The organism is Mesorhizobium sp. SP-1A (genome assembly GCF_032460275.1).
Taxonomy (GTDB): Bacteria; Pseudomonadota; Alphaproteobacteria; order Rhizobiales; family Rhizobiaceae; genus Mesorhizobium.
In genome coordinates this window covers 797,905-817,538 of the sequence record NZ_JAVXZD010000002.1, presented here as the reverse complement: position 1 = coordinate 817,538, position 19,634 = coordinate 797,905, and the positions used below count along the sequence as shown (strand labels likewise).

The following is a 19,634-nucleotide window of genomic DNA, read 5'->3' as shown; positions in this document are numbered from 1 at the left end:
TTATTATCCGTGCGCTTCCTGATCTGGATGTTTAAAGTACGATTTCACCCAGGTCGACAACTGGTCAAGATAAGATGCAATCACTGGAACGACGATCAGTGTCAGAATTGTCGAGCTGATCAGGCCGCCAATCACAGCATGAGCCATCGGAGCGCGCTGTGCGCCTCCGCCTGCCATGGCCATCGCCAGCGGTATCATGCCGAAAATCATTGCTAGCGTGGTCATGATGATTGGTCGGAAGCGAACCGATCCAGATTTGACGAGTGCGTCGACGAATGACGTCCCTCGACGTGTTTCCTGATTGGCAAAATCGATGAGAAGGATGCCGTTCTTCGTCACCAGTCCCATCAACATGATGAACCCAATTAAGGAGAACATATTGAACGTGCTCCCTGATGCGAGGAGTCCCAGGATTACACCAATAAGAGACAGCGGAAGTGCAGCCATGATTGCCAGCGGTTGGACAAAGCTTCCAAACTGCGAAGCGAGCACGATGTAGATGAAGACAATCGCCATAGTGAGCGCGGTCAGCATCGGACCTACTGTGTTGGCCATGTTCTTGGCTTCGCCGCCGAATGAATGACGGTATCCGACAGGGAGCTTTTCGTCCGCAAGCATCTTCTGAATTTCGGTCGTGACTTCGCCGAGTGGTCGCCCTGTTACGTTCGCTGAAATCTTCACCTCGCGAGCGAGATCAGAGCGGCGGATTTCCATTGGGTTCTTACTCATCACGATGTCGGCAAACTGGTTCAGTCGAACCATCTGCGTCGTGCCGTCCTCATTCTTGCGGTCGGTGGCGACAAGCATGTTCGCGACATCATCGAGATTGGAACGCTGGTTTTCCGGCAGACGGACGACGATGTCGTAGGAAACCCCATCGTTGGCCGTCCAAGTGGTTACGTCTTCACCCTTGACCAATGGCGGGATCGTTCCAGCAACCTTTGCCAGATTGACGCCGAGGTCTGCAGCTCGGTCGTGGCGCAGCTTTATCGAGAGTGCATCCGAGGTCGTCTCAGCAGACGATTCGACCTCAATTATGCCGTCGATCTTGCCCATTTTGTCGATGAGGCCTGTTGCGATCCGCTCCAGTACCTTGTCGTCATCACCGAGGAGACTGATCTGTAGCGTCTTCCCACGTCCGCCAACGCCTTCCTGTGACACTGAGCTTTCAATACCAGGAATGAGGGCAAGGCGCTTTCGGACAGGACCTTCGATGTCGAACGACGACCTGGTGCGTTCCTTGAACGGTAGCAGCTCCACTTGCACCTTGCCTTTGTGCTTTCCAGAAGCGCCGCCCGTGTTGATCGTCGAGTAGGTTGAGGCAATTTCAGGGAATTCCTTGAGGGCGTTTTCGACCTGTTTGATTTTCAGTGTCGTGTAGTCCAGCGACGATCCTGTCGGGCCAGTTACTGCTACTTCGAAGCGGCCCTGATCGGCCTTTGGCGCAAATTCGACGCCTACAAGTTTGACCATGAACAGGCTGGAAACGAACACGATCATCGTTCCGGAAAGCGTCTTCTTGCGATGGATCAGCGTCCATTTGATGAAGCGGACATACTGGTTGGTCAGGCGTTCGAAGCCATGCTCAAACTTCACAAAGATGCGTCCAATCGGGCCGCGTTTTGCGTTCGGCTGAGAGGCTGGATCAAACCAGACCGATGACAGCATCGGATCGAGGGTGAAGCTCACGAAAAGCGAAATCAACACGGCGACCGAGACAGTCACGCCAAACTGGAAGAAAAAGCGGCCTACGATGCCTTCCATGAACGCGACAGGTAGGAAGACGGCGATGATGGTTGCGGTCGTTGCCAAAACAGCGATGCCGATTTCGTTCGTGCCATCGAGTGCCGCCTGGAAGTGGTTCTTGCCCATATGAAGGTGGCGGGTGATGTTCTCGCGAACAACAATCGCGTCGTCGACCAGAATGCCGATGGAGAGCGTCAAAGCCAGCAAGGACATGGTGTTGAGCGTGAAGCCAAGCATCTGGATCACGGCAAAGGTGCCGATTATGGAGATCGGCAAGGTAAGGCCCGTGATGACGGTGCTGCGCCATGAACCGAGGAATACGAAGACAATCGCAACAGCCAGCAACGCTCCTTCTACGAGGGTCGACTGAACTTGCTCGACTGACTCTTCGATGGATAGGGAGTTGTCGGCAATGATCCGCAACGTGAGACCGCTGTCGGCATATTCCTTGTTCAAGGTTTCGACGACTTTTTTGACGGCCGTGGCAACCTCTACGGTGTTGGCTTCCTGGCTTTTGACAATGTCGATGGAAACAGCAGGCTGGCCGTTTAGGAGGGCACGGCTCTCAGCGTCGGCAGCACCATCGTTGAAGGTTGCGATGTCACGGACGTAAATCGGCAGATCGCCCTTCTTGGCGACGACGAGGTCCATAAAATCGCGGGGCTGTTCAACACGGCCATCGACCTGCAGTGTCGTTTCCGTGAGCTTCGTCTTGATCGTGCCTGAAGGGAATTTCTGGTTCTGCTGACTGATCGAGGTAATCACCTGATCGACACTGAGGCCAAGGGCTTCGATGTCGTGTCGGTTGAGCAGGATTTCGAACTGACGACCTTGGCCACCAACAACCGTCGCCTGCCCAACGCCGGAGACGACGTTCAGGCGCTTAACGATTTTCTGATCGGCAATTTCCGTAAGCTCAGGGAGAGGGACAGTCTCCGAACTCAAAGCCACCGAAATGATTGGCTTGTCGGTCGGATTGAACCTGACCACTCTTGGCTTGTCTACGCCATCCGGAAGCAATTGCTCGATGGACGAAACCTTGTCACGGACATCCTGTGCCGCCAGCATCCCATCGATTTCGAGCTTGAACTGGGCGACGACGACGGAGCGTCCCTCGTATGAGGTGGAGGTCAGCTCATCCATGCCGCTAATGCTGTTCAGCGTTTCTTCGATCCGTCGAGTGACGTCCGTTTCAACGGTGTCTGGAGAGGCTCCAGGATAGGTCGTGATTACGACGACAACGGGGATGTCGATCTTTGGATATTGGTCTACGCCAAGCTTCTTGAACGAGAAAACACCAATGATGACGATGAACATCATCATCATGGCCGCAAAAACTGGGTGTTTGACACTGATTTTCGTCAGAAACATCGATTATACCTTCACAATCTTCACGCTATCGCCAACGGACAGACCCCGAAGCGGGCGTGTAAGAATTAGATCGCCAAGGGCGAGGCCATTTTTGATGACGACAATCTTGCCGTCTTCCCAATGGTCGTCGATCTGGACTTCGAGTTTGGCGATCTTGTCGTTCTCGATCTTCAGGACGTAATTCTTCCCATCCTCGTCAATCACCGATTCAATTGGAATAGCAGTCACGTTTTCAGCCGATCTGGTGATGATCTCGCCAGTGGCAAATGTGCCAGGCCATGCTTTCAGGTCTGGGTTCTGGACTTGCAGGAACACGGTAACAGATCGGGTGCCTTCGTTCGCAGCCGGAGCAATACGGATGACTTCGCCCTTAAGCGCGACATTCGAGACGTCGGTATTGAGTTCAACTTTGTCGCCAATAGAGACATGCGAAATGCTGCGGGTAGGAACCTCAACAGCGATCTCCAGCTCTGCAGTGTCGACGATGGAAAGCAGGTCTGCGTTGACGCCTACTGTCTCAGATGGCTCGACCTTCCTGGAATTGACCACACCGTCGTGCGGAGCTTTCAAAATCGTGTCTATGGCCGCTTTCCGGGCTGTTTCGAGCTGAGCCTTGTTGACCTCAAGCGTGGTTTCAATGGCTGCCTTTTCAGAACGAGCTTTGTCCAGAGCGGCGGCGGAGCTGTACCCCTTGGCACTCAGCGCCTCCGCTCTCGCTAACGCCTCTTGGGCCGTGTGCAGTTGTTCTTCGGCCGAACGAATGTTGCTCTGGCTCTGGGTAAGGGCGATGATCTGATCATGGTTGTCGAGGGTAACCAGCACGTCTCCTTTTTTGACTTTATCTCCGACCTTGAAGAACACTTTGTCGACAGTGCCAGACGACTTGGATCTGATAATCGTCGAATTCACAGGCTTCAGAGTGCCGCTTATGCGAACGCTCTCGGAGAGGTTTCGGAATGCAATGGCCTCAACTTCAGCTTCGTTTAATTCGAATACCTTCTCTTCATTTTTCATCGATGCGGCCGTATCAGCGACGACTTTAGGCGACATGAAGAAATAGCCGGAATATGCAATGACGCCTGCGCCAATAACGGCGAGGCCGATTTTTTTTAACATATGAAACCCCAGTGATTTATGCGCATGCACATATTTTCGGTGGAAAAAGTACCGCAAACAATACCTGCTTGCAAATGAATGGCCCGTGAATAAGCAAGAAATGTGAATATCTAACGAAAAATTAATGATCTCGCGATTTATTGCAGCTTGCGAGGCACTGCGTGATAGTTGTCCAAAACACAGAGCAGGCATCATGTCGGACATACCTCTACCAGTCGAGATGATTGAGGCCGAGTGCCCGATGGCTTGGGCATCGGAAAACCTTGAGTTCTTGGGCGCTGGTGATACCGCCTATGTTTATAAACATCCAACTGACGATACGAGGGTTATCCGTGTGTCGGACTATCCAGATGGATGGTTTCTGTATGCGGAACAGGCGTTGGACGCTTGCGACGATGACGAAGGCGAACCGTCTCCATTTTTCCCGAAGGTTTATTGGATCGGGAATAAAGATAGCACGCTTATTGGTGTTTCTGAACGATTGGATGAAATCGAAAATGGCAGCGAGATGGACGAACTGGTGGAAGCTATCTCCGCAGCTCTTATTTGTCAGGATGAGAAAGCATGGGCGTACCTTGACGAGGAGCTGCCTGATTTTAGGGAGTTCTCGCAGAGACTCTACGCTCGCATAGACCTCAAAGACGGAAATATCATGAGAAGAGGGGATCAGTTGGTGATCAACGACCCCCTCAGAGCTATCCCGCACGCAATGGAAGAAAGCTTCAGGGAGCGACACAGCTTTTCAACAAGGTCGATTCTTAAGCCGTGATGCCCGTGGTTCTAAGCGTTGCCTTCCTTTGTCCGTGGAGGGTGTCATCGGGCGAACTCGCTCAAGAGCTGTATTGCGCCGGATAGAGATGTTCCAGCTTGGTCGCTACAGCGTCGAGAACCTGTTCACACTTCTCTTCTGAAAGGTATCCGGCCTGGCGTAGCTTAGTCTCCATGTCGATCCAATATGGCTCGCCATTGGCGGCCAGATGCGCACCTTCGAGGTCATCGCTGACGGTTTCAGGTCCGAAGCCGCCTGCGTAGCCATAAATCTTGCCGTTAAGGCGCTCTGGCCAATCCGTAGTGCGAAGCCCGCGTCCACCGGAAGCGTCGAACAGAACGTGGTGGTTTTCAGCGGTAATCAGGCGAGCGACGTCGACATTGGCCTCGTTGTGTTGAGTGATCACAACGCCGCCAAATGATCTGATGGCTTCATCGAGTTCGGCAACTCCAAACGGGGCACGGCCCAGATTGAAATTCAGCTGCACGCGGCCGAAATTCGCCGCCAGTTCTCGTACATCATCGGCGTCGACTACAAACGAATTGACCGCTTTCCCGCAGACGTGGAGAGCAGAATTGATTGGCTTCGTCCACGGGTGCTTGGCAAAGCTTTCAATAAGCGACATCGGCCCGTAGCGCTCGTCCTTGTCTGCGGCCGTAAATGAAAGCAATACACCCCATTCGACGAATGGATGGCGCTCAGAAACTTCGGCAATCCAATCGAAGCTTGTTTCTTCGTCGACGCCTGTCAGGGTGCAATACTTGAACATTCGATCATTCCTTTAGTTTTTTCAGCCCGAATGCGATCCATTCGGCCTGCTGGATCAGCTTTTGGCGATCCACGTCCGCGAAATGCCTGAGGTTATCTTCGGGCACACCTGCATCAAGTGCTTCCTTGGTCTCGGGGTCTTCAGGATCGAAACCTTTTAAGCATTTCAGGATTTCCCATTCAAAAAAGTTCTTGAAATCCTCGTCAGAAGGCTCCCCATTCCCGTATATGCTAGCTTTGATCGACGCAATGGCGACAATCGCGGCAATAACGTCGTCACTTATACTGTATTCTGCAAGGCTTTCAATAATATCATTTCTTGTCATAAGAATAAATACCTACCCTAGTACGGAATCTCGTCGTCCAGTCCATCTGAATCCAAGAATTTATTTGTGGATTCATTCTTAGGAGCCTTAGCGACGTCACTGACGGGGGTAGCCTCGCCATCAGAGGTCTCTGCGGCAGCTTGGCTCCCCTTCCGAAGTGGCAAACGTCCAAGGCCACCACCAGCCTTTGCAGCGAATGGTGTGGATGCCGCAGGCGTTGCGGAGGCAGTCGGACGGGACATTGGGGATGAGAAGCCGCTCGATGTAGCAGGGCGGCTGACCGGAGCAGAGGTCTTGGCCATCGCAGGCTTAGCTTCCGAAGTCGCTGTTTCGTCAGCGTCGATGTCCATTGCGCCGATATCGCCAACATACTGAGGCACGATCACCTGAGCGTTGCCCTGGCGGTCGTAGTCGAGTTCACCCGTGAGATGAATTCGGGTGCCAACGGCCACGGTTTCGAGGAATGACTGAGCCATCTGATTGAAGCAGAGAACCGTGTGCTGAACCGTCAGCTTCTTCACGTCGCCATTGATGCGTCGAAAGTTCCATGTTTCCAGCTTGAACTTGACGTATTTCTTTTTACCTGAAGTTTCGAGGATCTCAGGCTTGGCTATGATGTTGCCAACCATAATTACGCGATTAATCGACGTCATAAATTTTCTCCACTATATCTTGTTGACAATGGTGATCTAAATAAACGATATGCACAATGAAAATTCGTCTTTTTATTCGGATTTTTCTTACAAATGCGCTCTTTGGTTTCCTGCTTTGTAAACTGAGCAAAAATTTGACTCGTTGAGCATTTGAGATTAGGTAGGCCCAATCTCAAACTTGGACGACATTGATGCTGGCTACCATTCTCGCCGAATACGATTCCGGCATGGTTTACCCCAATGGGTATCGTCACAGCCAGGTTCTTGAAGGTGTCAAGAAGAACTTGGCCATAGCTCCAAAGTTCGTCATGGACCCCCATGCTACGGCAATGGCAGCCAATGTCGCTTTGTCAAAGCCTTCTTCCATTCTGGCCGCGCTCGGTTTTATCAATCTTGCTGCCAGCCCCATGTGGATTGAATTCCTCAACCCGGAATTACGAAACGCTCTTGCTAATCTTGGTAGCCCGAATCTGAAACCTGAGAACTCCGTTGTTGCGTTAGAGCGAACAGGCTTCATGTTGCAACGAGACGGTGACACCTTGGTAATGGACTACGTCCACACTGCCAGAACCAGCAATAACCTCATGATTACTGATCTGGCACCCATTCAGGCATCCTATTCGTTAGACGATCTCGATGAAATAAAAAGCAAGTCGTTTCTTCATCTTATTGCTTACTGGCGAAAGCAGGCTGACGTAGAGCGAGTCGGTAAAGGACGTATTCGGGAGCACGACAAGTTGCTCTCGAATGATAAGGCGGAATTCTTTGCTTATTCGGAACTGGTGGATCGCTTCAGTTGGCGGCCGCATCCCGATATGAAAACTCTCAGACCGATCATGGTTTCTATGATGGGAGAGGAGAAGACAAGCGAAGTCGAGCGGCTACAGGCTGCAGAGATGCGGCGCTTGTTCATCATGCAGATTCTGCCCGCATTGATTTTGCTGAACTGCCGCAATGCGGTGGACGTCGAAAAGGTGCCAGCCCCTGACAAGCTCAACAAGCAACGAGCCAAGAAGGGGCGGCCGCCTATCTCCGAGCATAATGTGGTGAAAATCCATTTGTCCGCGACGCGAAAGAGGGTCTACGAGGCTCACGGAGGTGTCGGCCACAATGTAAGAGGCGGACTCGTCATCGGGCACTTCAAGGTCCGCAAGAGCGGCATTTTCTGGTGGTCCCCGCATTGGAGAGGCAGTCCGTCAGACTCCACCTCTCCAAAAACTTACGTGCTTACGCGCTGAGGGCCATTTCCTTCTCTTGGATTGCGAACACCGCATCGGCTGGCAAGTAGGCCTGCTGAAGCATCGGCCACGCGTTTTCGACACTGGCTCCGCCGAAGGTGGTTTCAATGAAGAACTTGCTGCGCTCATCGAGGTCGAAATAGGTTTCTTCCGTCAGCCATTGGCGAGCAGTGAGCCTGCGTAGCAGTTCGTCGATGACCATCACTCGGTCGGCCTGTGCGCATGCTAAGCGGCGCATGCCATCGGCTTCCACGGACAGCGCTAGACGGTCATTGCCAAGCGAGATCGCCTTGTTGCGCTCGATCACGACTTCCGGGCTGTGATTTTTCGAAAGACGGACAGCAGCAGCTGCCTTCTCACGGGCGAGCATCTTGATCAGTTGTTCGTTCTTTGCCTGGAAATCGGCATCGTCACCACGAATGAGCGCCTTCACGATGTCCTTGGAGACCTCCATCTTCTGATGGGTCGTCTTGGCCTTCTTGTCGATCTCCTGAATGCTATTCACGACGTCAGAAAACTCGAAGCGGTCGTCGTCGAGTTCCTGATGAATCTCCTGTTCGGCCATCGTGAGCTGATTTTGGAGTTCCTCTCTCTTGTTCTGATAGGCTGTCAGGAAGTCGTTCCAGCCCTTATCGACCGTCACGGCGGATTGATAGATGCTGGCCGCGTACATGAAGTCGATCTTGTCTGCGAGCCAGCTATCCAGCTTGGAGACAACCGGATTGGCCTTGTAATTGGCAGTGCCGTAGCTGCGGCGGAACAGATACTGGAAGGCTCTGTCCTGATCGAACTGGGTCATAATCGCAGGGTGCGATTCCTTGGCGTTGGCGTAGTCAGCACTCGCTTGCTTCAGCTGTGCATCGAGCGCCTTGAGGGTCGCCTTCAGCTCCACGACTTTCGGTGCCTTCTTCAACTTTTCGAGGTTGGCACGGGTCTTGGAGTTAAGTTGTTCCTTCATTTCACTGGCGCGAGCCTCAGCGGCCTTGCGAGCGCTCCGCAACTCACCCAGGCGCGTTTCGCATTCCTTGATGGACTTAATGGCTTCATTGGCGCGGCTCATCTTTGCGTCGATCATTTCACCAACGCGCTGGATGGAACCGCGAGCATCATTGAGCTTTCCTTCGCAAGCCATGTGCCAGCTGATGATCTCGTCAACGCGCAGCACGTTCAGGCTACGTTCCAGCCGGATCATCTTGGACGCGGTATTCCAGAGTGTCTTTTCGATGTGCGACTTCTGAAAAATCAGGGCTTCTTTGAGACGTACACCGCTAATCATTCAGCGAATTCCTTCCAGTTGATGAGCGCACGCCCATCGGTGTCGATTTCCCATTCAATCTCGCCAGTTTCGAGGTTGAGCTTGCCAAGAATTGGCTTGGAGAACGTTCCGTCCTCCTGCTTACTTTGAGCGAAATCGACGAACTGTTTTTCAGGGATCAAAACGGCCCACGACGATTCCTTCTTGGTTTCACCGCTGTCCATGTCCTTCACATCGACTTCGATTGGCTTGCCACTCATATCGTCGACCGCCTGCAAAACCAAAAAGTGCTCTTCTCGCATCTTTTTGACCTGCTTCTTGCCCTTCGCGGGCTTTTCGGCAGGCTCTTCGATTTCTCGCCAGAATCCGCTGGTCGCTTCTGCGCCCTCAACAATTTTGAGAACCGCATATTTCGGCTTATCTGGTTCAGGCTTGACCACGAGATCAAATGGGAAGCTCTTCAGGTTTTCCATCGACTGCTCAATGGAGCCGATTTTGGACAATGCTTCCTTGAGCGCTTGCTGGGCTTCGCCTTCAGTTATCGGAGGGGAGCTTTCACCAAATCGTTCAGAAAACACGATAGGTGACACGTCTTCGCTTTCCGGCTCGGCGGTGACAAGCGGCGCAGTCCCTTTCGGTTTAGGCTGTGAAAGCCGTTCCGTTTTATTTTCCTGATTGACTACAGGTTCATCAGGCGAAATTGGCGCTGTCTCCGCCGTATCCATGGATTGCTCTTCAGCATCCTTTGGCTTCTCGATTTCACTTTCGACAGGCTCGCTCGGAATATCGATAGGCTTTACCGATGTGCGTAATTCTTCGGTGTCGACGGTTTCAATCGTATCGTCGATGACAGGAGTTGGTGGGGTCGGCAGAGGCGCTTCGTTTTTAGCGATATCAAGCGACTGGGTTTCGATTGGCGGCAACGTCGTCACTCCACCTGGAGCGGAAACGAAACCAATGGAAGCGACCGTCAACGCAAGCGCTCCCAATGAGCCTGCAACAATGCGAGGCTTGGTTCTAATCAGCACATATGCCCGTGCAGCGAACTTGGTCAAAGCAGAATTCGAAGGCTGATAATCAGCTACGTCCGGAATATTCATTTCCGGAATAATCGGCTTTTTCTCGCTCGATTTATCCATTTTAGTTTTTATTCCTGTCGCCATTAGATCACATTAATTCAGGAATAATGGGAACCTCTTTGATGAGGATTGTCAACTCTATTTGCGCGTTAAAAAAGACCAAAATTAAAGCCGCAGCAGTCTCCCGCTACGGCTCAATTGGTGCAAAAAATCATAATTATTGAGAGGAGATTCCCTCAATTAAATCGAGCGGTCGAAGGTCGTGACACCATGCTTGAGGCGATAAAGTTTGCCTGGACGACGTCGCGGTTGTGGCTCTTCGAACTCGTCGGTTTCCTCAATCAGATCGAGGTCTGCAATTTTGCGGCGGAAGGAACTCATGTCGAGATCGACACCCATTACCTTGCTGTAGACCTCATGAAGCTTCGGCAGCGTGAACTTCTCGCCGAGTAGCTGGGCGGGGAGGGTAGAGTAGGCACCCTTACCGCGAAGACGTCGGATTGCGAAATCGAGAATCTCGTCGTGGTCGAACGCGAGGCCTTTGATCTCATCCACGGGGTGGATGGTAATTGGGTAGGTTTTAGAGGCGCTTCGAATCAGTTCGATAGGCGCTAGCGCGATAAAAGCAATGGAAGACGACCACCCGCGTGGATCGCGGGTCGCGTTCGCAAAGGTCTTCAGCTGCTCGAAATAGATGCCGGAAAGGCCCGTCTTCGTCATAAGGACGCGTTCGACGGCTGCATGGTCATCCTTGTCATCTTCGACATGCACATAGCCGCCAATCAGTGCCTTTTTCCCCTTGTAGGGGTCGGCCGCACGTTCGAGTACGGCAACGTTGAGACCGTTCTCGTCCATGGTGAGAAGAACGATGTCTACTGTGAGGATTGGGCGCTGGTAGCCGTCGTCTGCTGTCGTCATTTGGTTTCCTATCTGATCGTGAAACCACCATAGCACCATTTTTTTCGACATGGAAGTTGTAAAGTGCAATTTGCAATTTGCAACTTGCAACAAGTGAGCGTAGCTTTAGGTCAGGAAAGGAAATCGACCTATGAACGCCCAAGACATCCTCGCACTGAAAACCATAGACGCATCCACGCTCTTCCCAGGCGATGAGGCAGCTGTGAAGCGTGCGTACAGGAAGCTGGCGAAGGACTGGCACCCTGACCACAACGCCGCTGCTCAATCGCGGGATGTCTTCAGCCATCTAACTGCGCTCAAGGACGCTGCACTCAGCCGTATCGGGGCAGGTAAGCCTAAGGCAGAACTTCTGATGGCGAAGGCCTTCATGAAGTCGGGGCCTGGTCTGACTGGCGGCTACAATTTCAAATATCTGGCCAAGCGCAAGGCGGACCTCGGTGACGTCTTCATTGGCAAGTCCTCGCTGGCCTACGAAATCCCTGATGGGTTCGATGACATTGCGGGCGCAGAGCGCAGTCGTCTCCAGAACTTCAAGTTCGGCGACGCGGCGATGGAAAAAGAGATCAAGCGGTTCCTGCCGAAGCAGAAGGAATTTTGGGATCTAGGCCACAACGGCATCGTCTCCGTGATCGAGCGTCCCGTCGAATACATCCTGCTGATCGATCTTCTGAACCATTACGACGGAAAACTTCCTGCGGTTCATGTAGCCTGGATCGTCTCCAGCCTGATGAATATGGCCTGCTACCTCAAATGGGCTGGCCTCTGCCACGGTGCAATCTCGACCGCGAATGTGCTGGTCTCGCCTCAGTGGCATTCGATCATGCTGGTTGGCGGATGGGGGTTTGCCACTGAGTTCGGCAAACGGCCTGCGGCCCTGCCAGAGCGCACGACTTCGCTTCTACCGAAGCTGGTGGTCGCTGGTACCACGGTCGACGACAAGGTTGATCTTCAGCTCATTCGCGCAACTGCGCAGGAGCTTCTCGGTTGCCCCGGTGGTGGTGGCCTTCACAAGAATGCGGATGTTCCTGCCGCAATGCGCGAATGGCTTCTGCTGCCCCCAGATGATGGGGCGTTCAAGGATTATGCAGGTTGGTCCACGTGCCTGGATAAAAGCTACGGAAAACGGAAATTCGTGGAAATGAATGTAACACCTGCCGAGATTTACGGCTTTTAATGAAGGAGTATGACCATGGGAATGGGTCGTTGGAATAGTGGTGCTTGGGACAATTATGCCGCCAGTAATGTGGCTGGAAAAAGCCAGGCTCAGGTTTTCACCTCGCGCAACATGAAGCCGAATTATGATCCACGCGAGATCACGGTGCGTGAATCTCGGGACTCGGCCGATAATCCAAAATCGACGCCGATTATTCTTGCATCGGATGTCACCGGATCTATGGGCATGATCGCTCATAATCTCATGAAAGATGGTCTAAATACGCTGGCCAAGGAAATCTATGACCGGAAGCCAGTCACTGACCCGCATATCATGGTGATGGCGATTGGAGATGCAAAGTCAGACAGTGCGCCTGCTCAGGCAACGCAGTTCGAGGCAGATATCTCGCTAGCTGATCAGGTTCGCGAACTCTGGATCGAAGGCAATGGCGGCGGCAATGGGGGTGAATCCTACTCTTTGGCCCACTACTTCGCTGCAACCAAAACCGTTACTGACTCCTGGGAAAAGCGGCGCAAGAAGGGCTACCTGTTCACCATCGGTGACGAGCCAATCCACGACGGTCTAACCAAGGGCGAGATCGCGAAGATTTTCGGACACGATCCGCAGTCAAATCTCTCGGCTCAGGATTGCGTCGATATGGCTATGAAGACCTACGAAGTCTTCCATATCGTCCTTAAAAACGAAGGCTACGCGTCCTCGCGCAGTGGTTTGCCTGAAGTCTTGAAGCGCTGGCAGCAAATCCTCCCGCAGCGTGTGATCCTGCTCGACGATTACACCAAGCTGGCGGAAGTCGTTGTCTCGACGATCCAGGTCATCGAGGGCGCAAATAAGGCGGCGGTCGCAAAATCCTGGTCTGGTTCGACCGCTGTAACGGTGGCCAATGCCATCGAAAACCTTCCTGCAAATATTCAACAGGGCGGCGTTGTCCGTCTGGCTTCGTAAAAAAGGAGAACCAAAATGGGTACTGGTAGATGGGATTCTGGCGCATGGAGCAGTTATTCCACGGCGCATGTGGCTGGCAAATCATCAGCGGCTGTTTTTTCGTCGAAAAAAATGAAGGACGAATTCGATCCGGCCAAGATTAATGTCCGTGAATCGCGAGACTCCGCCGATAATCCGAATTCTACGCCAATTATCGTTGGCGTAGATGTGACTGGGTCGATGGGGATTATCGCTGATAATCTAATTCGAGATGGCCTAAATACGCTGGCGACAGAGATTTATGCGCGAAAACCAGTCTCCGATCCGCATGTCATGGCCCTCGCAATCGGCGACGCTTATGTCGATCAGGCACCTTTGCAGGCAACGCAGTTCGAAGCGGATATTCGTATCGCAAAACAGCTGCAGGAACTCTGGCTTGAAAAAGGCGGCGGCCCGAATGACGGGGAAAGCTATAATCTTGCTCACCTATTCGCGGCGGAAAAGACTGTCTCGGACGCTTGGGAAAAACGCGGGAAAAAGGGTTACCTGTTCACCATTGGCGATGAGCCAGTTCTTGAACAAGTGACTTCGGATCAGGCTTCGAAATTCCTCGGACTGCAGACGCCTACCCTTACGACCGAAGAATGCATTCGTATGGCAAGCGCCAAATACGAGGTTTTTCATGTGGTCATTAATGAAAAGCGGCGCGGCTTCGGCATCGATCCGATTGTCCAGTGGAAGTCGTTGTTGCCGCAGCGTGTGATCGTCCTCAATGACCATACGAAATTGGCCGAGACCATTGTTTCCGCAATTCAGGTCGCCGAGGGCGCGAAAAAAGCTGACGTCGCGTCGAGCTGGTCTGGCGGGACCAGCATGGTGGTTGCTGGCGCTATCCAGGACCTCGTCGAAGTCGGCGCTTCGACCGGAGTACGGCGTCTCGCCTAAGGGCGGGATGCAATCAACTCAGAAGGATTGAAGGTATGACGAAGAACATGGCGCTTGCAGTTATCGGGTCGGCCTACGGTGACGAAGGCAAAGGTCTCATGACCGACATTCTGGCACATGAGGGAGCAGATATCGTTGTCCGCTCCAATGGTGGCGCGCAGGCTGGGCACACTGTGACGACACCGGACGGGAAGCGCCATGTTTTCCATCACTTTGGTTCTGGGGCCTTTGCAGGCGTTGCCTCGCATATGTCGCAGTTCTTCGTTTCCCACCCGATGTTCCTGCTCAGGGAGTTCGACACCTTGAGAGAGATGGGCGCAAAGACGGTTATCACGACCGATCCTCGCAGCATCATCACGACGCCCTACGACATGATGATCAATCAGTTCATCGAGCAACAGCGTGCTGGCGGCCGTCATGGTAGCTGTGGCGTTGGCTTCGGGGAGGCGATTGAACGCAGTTTGCGCGAAGACCTTCGCATCACGGTCGGCGATTTGTTCAGCGACAAGAACATCAAGGACGTGCTGGTCAAGATTCGTTCGGAATGGGTAGATCCTCGCATGGCGGCTTTGGGAGGCGACCCCTTATCCGAAGAGCAGGCCGCTATCGTCGGTAACGACATGATCCTCGAACGCTTCATTCAGGACTGCGAGGACTTCAAGGCTATCGTTGGTATCCGTCAGGACAGCGACCTGGTTGGCAAGGTCCTGTTCGAAGGTGCACAGGGCCTGCTTCTCGATCAGGACTACGGCGCGTTCCCGCACGTCACCCGTTCAAACACAGGCCTCCTCAATATGGCGGCAATTGCGAACGAGGCGGGAATTGACGGTATCGACGTCCACTACATGACGCGGTCTTACACGACACGCCATGGCGCTGGCCCTATGGCGCATGAGGGTCAAGACATGAGTTACGTCGAGATCGTCGATCCAACCAACGTCCACAACGACTGGCAGGGGGCAATCCGCGCTGCTCCTCTGGACCTTGAGGTGTTGGAGAAGGCGATTGCCCACGACATTTCCCGCGTCGAGGGGCAGATCGAAATCGATGCTGGCATTGTGATTACCTGCCTCGATCAACTCGTGTCTGACGCCGTAGTTTATGAAACTGATAGTTTGACAAACTATGTGTCTGCGGAGCTGTTAGCCTGTGAGGTTGAGAGTGCGACGGGATTTGTCGTCAAAGGCACCTCGTGGGGACCGACGAGAGAAAGCTACCGCTTCAAAGAAGCGAGCCTCAAAATGGCAGTTTGAAATATCGGTTATGGCTTGCGTTGCCGGATGGGGAACCGAGGAATAGCGCTAGATCAAAGGCGCATGCCAGGCAGTTCGATCTGAGGCTGCAACGCGGCGGTTCTCATAATCCCAAGGGCCTCACGAACAATCTCGTCCTTCTTGGCGACCAGGATTTTGCACTGCAAAGCGGACTTGCCCTTAAGTGAGCAATCAAGATCGCGTAGCTCGGTGATAAGCCGATCAGGCAATTCAGCAATGGACCCAATCGACATTCCCTTGGCAAAAGGGCCGTTCAGGCGCTCGGGGCTTAAGGCAGCTCTGCGTGCCTGGTCCGGCGTTTCTGGTTCACGACCGTAATCCTGCGAGAAGGCCATCTTCGTTTGACCGAGGAGGGTGTGCAATTTAATGATGCCGCCAGAAACCTCGTCCACAAAGCCTATATTGTGCACAGAATTATACATCGTCAGACCGACGATATCGCCTTCCTTGATTTCTGACAAATCGGCTTCAAACATAGCGAAACACTCCAACTTCATTGGCATTTTTACTGGAGAGTTCGCAAGGCACACCGAATAATTGGAAATAAGCGTCCCTGCCTACAATTTATTTTCAGTAAACTTATTTTTGACGTTCATATTCGGATTTATTCAATGTAAATTGGTGGCAGCGTATGAGGTAACAGTATGAAGATTGATGGTCTGAAAATCTCTGTCGAAAACCGGAATAATACGGTCGTTACTCGATTTGTCCCGGAAGGGGAGGGGTCTTACAGGCATATTCGAGCCACCTTGGACGATCAAAATCGCGGTTTCGTGGAACTTGTCGAAGGAAATGACCCTCCTGGCATTGATGGAACCGAAGTGGTTTCCATTATTAATGGCAATGATCAGCTTCTTGAGCGTCTAGCTCGTGCGATGGCGGTGATCCATTTTCGCCTATTTGAAGCCGAAGACTGGTACACAGGAATTGACAAGGCGCTAATTGAGCGCGGTTTCCAGATCGGCACGACTGACGATGGACAACATGTCTGGATGACCCAATTGGCCACGGGTGCAGTGGTCATTATTTCCAAGACATTCGATGGCGGCATACCCTCGAATGAAAGCGAAAAAGCCTGCGTTATTTATCAGGACATGCAGGGTAACGCCGTAAAGATCAAGGAAGCGGATATAAAGGATATTTTGAAGCTCCTCGACAACGACAGTCTGCGCGGTCTCGTTAGATATGGCGGGGAAGTCGAGATCGAAGGTATGCACATGGAGGGATACACCCTTCACTAATGGAAATTAAATTAGGCCGAGAATTTTTGAAGTTCTCGGCCTAATTTTGTATCAAGCTGAGAAAGCCCGTACTTCGTCGTAAGTCTTCCAAGGAGTGTAAAATTCTGGCTTCGTGTCGGTATACGAAACCGCCTTGGTACGTATCTTGAATTCAAGCATCTCGTGCGCATCTGGATCGGCAAGGTACATGGGACCTTTGGCAATTCGACCACGGGAATGGTCGCGCGCCTTCGCGTATTCAGGCCAATGTGTTTCGATGTCGATATCCTCATCTCGCAGCATCGAGCAGACCTTGTGCAGGCCTTCATATGTGAACATGGCGTCGATGAGGAAGTGATCAGACGAGGAAAAAGTAATGATGTGTCCGAGTTTTGCGTCCGAGATATTCGCTTTGACATCGCGAGTGTGATCACCCTGTTTATCGCGTCGCATTGTGGACTTCAGCATCATGATAGGAGCGCCGGGATATTTCTCGTTGGCGATTTTTGCCGTAGCGAGAACGGCGAACATTGAGACTTCGAATCCCTCGCAGCCATAAATGTGATCGAAATCGAGCTTGGCTTTCTTTGTCGCGACATTATGGATCGTCGGGATTGTGCTGACTGTCGAGAGAAGGATCGCTGGCTCATACACTTTTCTATTTCTGAGGTCGACGGTCTCCGTCAGGCGCTTTATTGCGTCATGTTTGGACAGCAAATCATCGTCGATGTTATTTGCGACAATAATTGGAACAACTTTCGTCATGTGGTCACTCCGTGAACCCTCCCGGCCGTAAACGACCGGGCTTCCCGCCCATCTCAGACCACGGTCGGAGACAGGAGGAAGATTTTTGTCACTAGGCAGCCAAGGCTGCCGATGTCGCATCTGTTTTAGGCCTGAGGAACAAATATCGGCCGATCATCTCAGCCGCATGCAAATCAGCATCCCACTTCTTGCCGTCTGATGCGGCTTTGAAGGTTTTGCCGTTGCGCTGGGTCTTATCGACCGTTCCGTCACGCCAGTCCGTGCTACTGGTGTAATAGCTCGGAATTTTTACAGATGTAATGCCTCTCCATTTCAAGGTGTCTTCGGATCTCCGGCTGTACTGCCCCTTCGATCCATTGTTGTGCAGCTTGTTGAACGTCCGACCCTTATATTTCGGATCGTCGGTTGGCGTTGCGACAATGCTCAGGTCTTCAGAGACCACAATGGCATTGTATTTCTCAGCCAGTTCGGCCTTTTTATTCGCGATATAGCCGAACCAGGATTTCTTCAGACCCGCAACGGAACGGTAAATTCCGCGTCGCTTCTCTTTCAATTTTCCGACTGCGGAGAGCAGTCGGAAAAAGCGCCCATGCATCGCCATGTAGCGCTGATGTTCATCGCGTTCTGGTGTTTCCGGCACTAAATCTGATGGATCATTCCCTGCGAGGAAATTGATCTCGGCACGGATGTGGTTGAGTCGATTGTACATCTGGTCAATCTCGGATCGGAGGCCATCGATCTTCAGTGCCTGTTCGACAATACGATCCAGAAAGTCCTTGCCATCGAACTGCATCAGTTCGACCAGCACCGTCTCGTCGCCAGAGATGTTCTCTTCGAGAAACTTTTTAGCCTTGGACTTGGTGATCTTCTCCATGTCCTCGCCATTATGGCCACCGACACGGGCAATAGCATCGAGCGGGATTGGCAAGTTGGAGCGAACGACGGCGAGGCTTGACGTATTGGCATAGCCAAAGTCATCGCTCACGACAGTGTAACACTGCTCCAGCGACGATTTAACAGACGGTTTTGCGACCACAGCTTTGGCATTGCACAGCACTGGTCCAAGCTCCAGCACCAATGCCGCAGCTGTCGCGTCATCTCCGCCAAAGCGTTGCGCCACTGGAAAACACATCTGCAACGGAATTGAGATGATATTGCCACGAGAGACGGCCGACGTGAGCGGAAGAACATGTTGCGCGGGAAGTTGAGCGGCAAGACCATTGTTCAGCTTCAGCAATGCCCTGTCCAACACATCTTTTCCGCCTCTGACGGAACGATAGTCGAGATGGAGCTGGACGATAGCATCGTCTTTCCAGACTGGGCATTTGTAGCGGTTACGCACCACATCGGCCATGGCGCGAAGCGCCTCAGCCTGAAGAGGAGAAAGGTCCATGTCGGACTGTCTTAAGCCCTGAAACAGGTCGAGTGTCGCTTCGTAGTCCAACCCATCCGCCAGGTCCTGAAGCGCTGTTACGTCAGCATCGCTCAATCGCCAGGAATATTCCTCCGGCAGATTAACGAGTCTGAATGGGCCATCCTCGATTGGTGTATCACCAACTGTCGAAATGTTTTTGAATTTGCCTAATAGCGTATGCTGCGCTCGTTTCCACTGTTCCAGCACCGCTGATTTGACGATCAATCGTGCTTTTTCAGCCCATACTGCGTTCAGTCCACTTTTGGTAATTTCTGACTGAGTGACGACCATTAATCGATCAATATCTTTGGAACTAAAGACCGGATCGAGAACATCATTTGGCCAAACTGATGAGGCGAATTTGCCAAACGCGTCGATCATGCGCATACGCAAATCCGAAAGATCATGATTCAAAACGAAAGAGCCGATGTCGGCCATCCGTTTCATTTGATTCTTTGTTTTGCCTTTTCCGTATGCCAAAAATAATTCCCATTCCGAACTTCGACACCATTTGTTATAATGCCATTGTTTAAAAATCAATACTATTGTCATGATGGAATCATGGGCGCTTATATCCCGCCCCTGAAGGAGCGGGTTTTACGCGCATTATGATAAAATAATTCGCTCTGACAACTATTAGGCTGCCAGAGCGAATTGCTTGTGGCCAACGAATAAAGCGCCG

18 protein-coding genes are annotated in these 19,634 nt (G+C 52.2%); 7 read left to right on the top strand and 11 right to left on the bottom strand.

Annotation, left to right across the window (positions count from 1 at the left end; genetic code table 11):
- Positions 1 to 3: 3 nt before the first annotated feature.
- Complete coding sequence (locus QU595_RS12980; RefSeq protein ID WP_315922579.1) at positions 4 to 3,117, bottom strand: efflux RND transporter permease subunit; 3,114 nt, start codon at positions 3,115 to 3,117, stop codon at positions 4 to 6.
- A gap of 3 nt (positions 3,118 to 3,120) precedes the next feature.
- Positions 3,121 to 4,233, bottom strand: coding sequence for an efflux RND transporter periplasmic adaptor subunit (locus QU595_RS12975; protein WP_315922577.1), 1,113 nt, complete (start codon positions 4,231 to 4,233; stop codon positions 3,121 to 3,123).
- A gap of 124 nt (positions 4,234 to 4,357) precedes the next feature.
- On the opposite strand from QU595_RS12975, the gene QU595_RS12970 reads away from it, so the two are divergent.
- Positions 4,358 to 5,002 carry a hypothetical protein gene (locus tag QU595_RS12970; protein ID WP_315922575.1) on the top strand — a complete coding sequence of 215 codons (645 nt, stop codon included), beginning with the start codon at positions 4,358 to 4,360 and terminating at the stop codon, positions 5,000 to 5,002.
- Positions 5,003 to 5,063: 61 nt separating this feature from the next.
- Here the strand turns inward: QU595_RS12970 and QU595_RS12965 are convergent, their stop codons facing one another.
- The 3 genes from QU595_RS12965 to QU595_RS12955 are packed head-to-tail and all read right to left on the bottom strand — an operon-like array spanning position 5,064 to position 6,749.
- Entirely contained in the window at positions 5,064 to 5,771 is a 708-nt protein-coding gene (locus tag QU595_RS12965) for a hypothetical protein (RefSeq protein WP_315922573.1), read from the bottom strand.
- 4 nt (positions 5,772 to 5,775) lie between these two features.
- Entirely contained in the window at positions 5,776 to 6,096 is a 321-nt protein-coding gene (locus QU595_RS12960; protein WP_315922571.1) for a hypothetical protein, read from the bottom strand.
- A 17-nt stretch (positions 6,097 to 6,113) separates the two neighbouring features.
- Positions 6,114 to 6,749 (bottom strand): single-stranded DNA-binding protein, encoded by a 636-nt coding sequence (locus QU595_RS12955; protein WP_315922569.1) that lies wholly within the window; start codon positions 6,747 to 6,749, stop codon positions 6,114 to 6,116.
- A 191-nt stretch (positions 6,750 to 6,940) separates the two neighbouring features.
- On the opposite strand from QU595_RS12955, the gene QU595_RS12950 reads away from it, so the two are divergent.
- Positions 6,941 to 7,987, top strand: coding sequence for a hypothetical protein (locus QU595_RS12950; protein ID WP_315922567.1), 1,047 nt, complete (start codon positions 6,941 to 6,943; stop codon positions 7,985 to 7,987).
- Here QU595_RS12950 and QU595_RS12945 read toward each other — a convergent pair.
- The 3 genes from QU595_RS12945 to QU595_RS12935 all read right to left on the bottom strand — a co-directional run bounded on the left by QU595_RS12945 (position 7,977) and on the right by QU595_RS12935 (position 11,239).
- Positions 7,977 to 9,263, bottom strand: a complete 1,287-nt coding sequence (locus tag QU595_RS12945; protein ID WP_315922565.1) for a hypothetical protein — start codon at positions 9,261 to 9,263, stop codon at positions 7,977 to 7,979. The genes QU595_RS12950 and QU595_RS12945 overlap by 11 nt on opposite strands.
- Positions 9,260 to 10,381: a DUF6384 family protein gene (locus tag QU595_RS12940; protein ID WP_315922563.1), complete on the bottom strand. Its 1,122-nt coding sequence runs from the start codon at positions 10,379 to 10,381 to the stop codon at positions 9,260 to 9,262. The genes QU595_RS12945 and QU595_RS12940 overlap by 4 nt, the downstream gene beginning before the upstream one ends.
- A 180-nt stretch (positions 10,382 to 10,561) precedes the next feature.
- On the bottom strand, positions 10,562 to 11,239 hold the full coding sequence (locus tag QU595_RS12935) for an NrtR DNA-binding winged helix domain-containing protein (protein ID WP_315922561.1): 678 nt from the start codon (positions 11,237 to 11,239) through the stop codon (positions 10,562 to 10,564).
- A 130-nt stretch (positions 11,240 to 11,369) separates the two neighbouring features.
- Here QU595_RS12935 and QU595_RS12930 point away from each other — a divergent pair, with 130 nt between their 5' ends.
- The 4 genes from QU595_RS12930 to QU595_RS12915 are packed head-to-tail and all read left to right on the top strand — an operon-like array spanning position 11,370 to position 15,532.
- Positions 11,370 to 12,413 carry a hypothetical protein gene (locus QU595_RS12930; protein WP_315922559.1) on the top strand — a complete coding sequence of 348 codons (1,044 nt, stop codon included), beginning with the start codon at positions 11,370 to 11,372 and terminating at the stop codon, positions 12,411 to 12,413.
- Between the two features lie 15 nt (positions 12,414 to 12,428).
- Positions 12,429 to 13,355 carry a hypothetical protein gene (locus QU595_RS12925; RefSeq protein WP_315922557.1) on the top strand — a complete coding sequence of 309 codons (927 nt, stop codon included), beginning with the start codon at positions 12,429 to 12,431 and terminating at the stop codon, positions 13,353 to 13,355.
- 15 nt (positions 13,356 to 13,370) lie between these two features.
- Positions 13,371 to 14,279: a hypothetical protein gene (locus QU595_RS12920; protein WP_315922555.1), complete on the top strand. Its 909-nt coding sequence runs from the start codon at positions 13,371 to 13,373 to the stop codon at positions 14,277 to 14,279.
- 35 nt (positions 14,280 to 14,314) lie between these two features.
- The gene (locus tag QU595_RS12915; protein WP_315922553.1) at positions 14,315 to 15,532 is read left to right on the top strand and encodes an adenylosuccinate synthetase; all 1,218 of its coding nucleotides are present in this window, start codon (positions 14,315 to 14,317) and stop codon (positions 15,530 to 15,532) included.
- 53 nt (positions 15,533 to 15,585) lie between these two features.
- Here QU595_RS12915 and QU595_RS12910 read toward each other — a convergent pair whose 3' ends face one another.
- On the bottom strand, positions 15,586 to 16,029 hold the full coding sequence (locus QU595_RS12910) for a hypothetical protein (RefSeq protein ID WP_315922551.1): 444 nt from the start codon (positions 16,027 to 16,029) through the stop codon (positions 15,586 to 15,588).
- A gap of 168 nt (positions 16,030 to 16,197) precedes the next feature.
- Between QU595_RS12910 and QU595_RS12905 the strand changes: the two genes are divergently transcribed.
- Positions 16,198 to 16,794 carry a hypothetical protein gene (locus QU595_RS12905; RefSeq protein WP_315922548.1) on the top strand — a complete coding sequence of 199 codons (597 nt, stop codon included), beginning with the start codon at positions 16,198 to 16,200 and terminating at the stop codon, positions 16,792 to 16,794.
- A gap of 51 nt (positions 16,795 to 16,845) precedes the next feature.
- Here QU595_RS12905 and QU595_RS12900 read toward each other — a convergent pair whose 3' ends face one another.
- A complete protein-coding gene (locus QU595_RS12900) occupies positions 16,846 to 17,538 on the bottom strand; it encodes a hypothetical protein (RefSeq protein WP_315922546.1) in 693 nt (230 codons plus the stop codon).
- A gap of 91 nt (positions 17,539 to 17,629) precedes the next feature.
- Positions 17,630 to 19,504, bottom strand: coding sequence for a hypothetical protein (locus QU595_RS12895; RefSeq protein WP_315922544.1), 1,875 nt, complete (start codon positions 19,502 to 19,504; stop codon positions 17,630 to 17,632).
- Positions 19,505 to 19,634 lie beyond the last annotated feature (130 nt).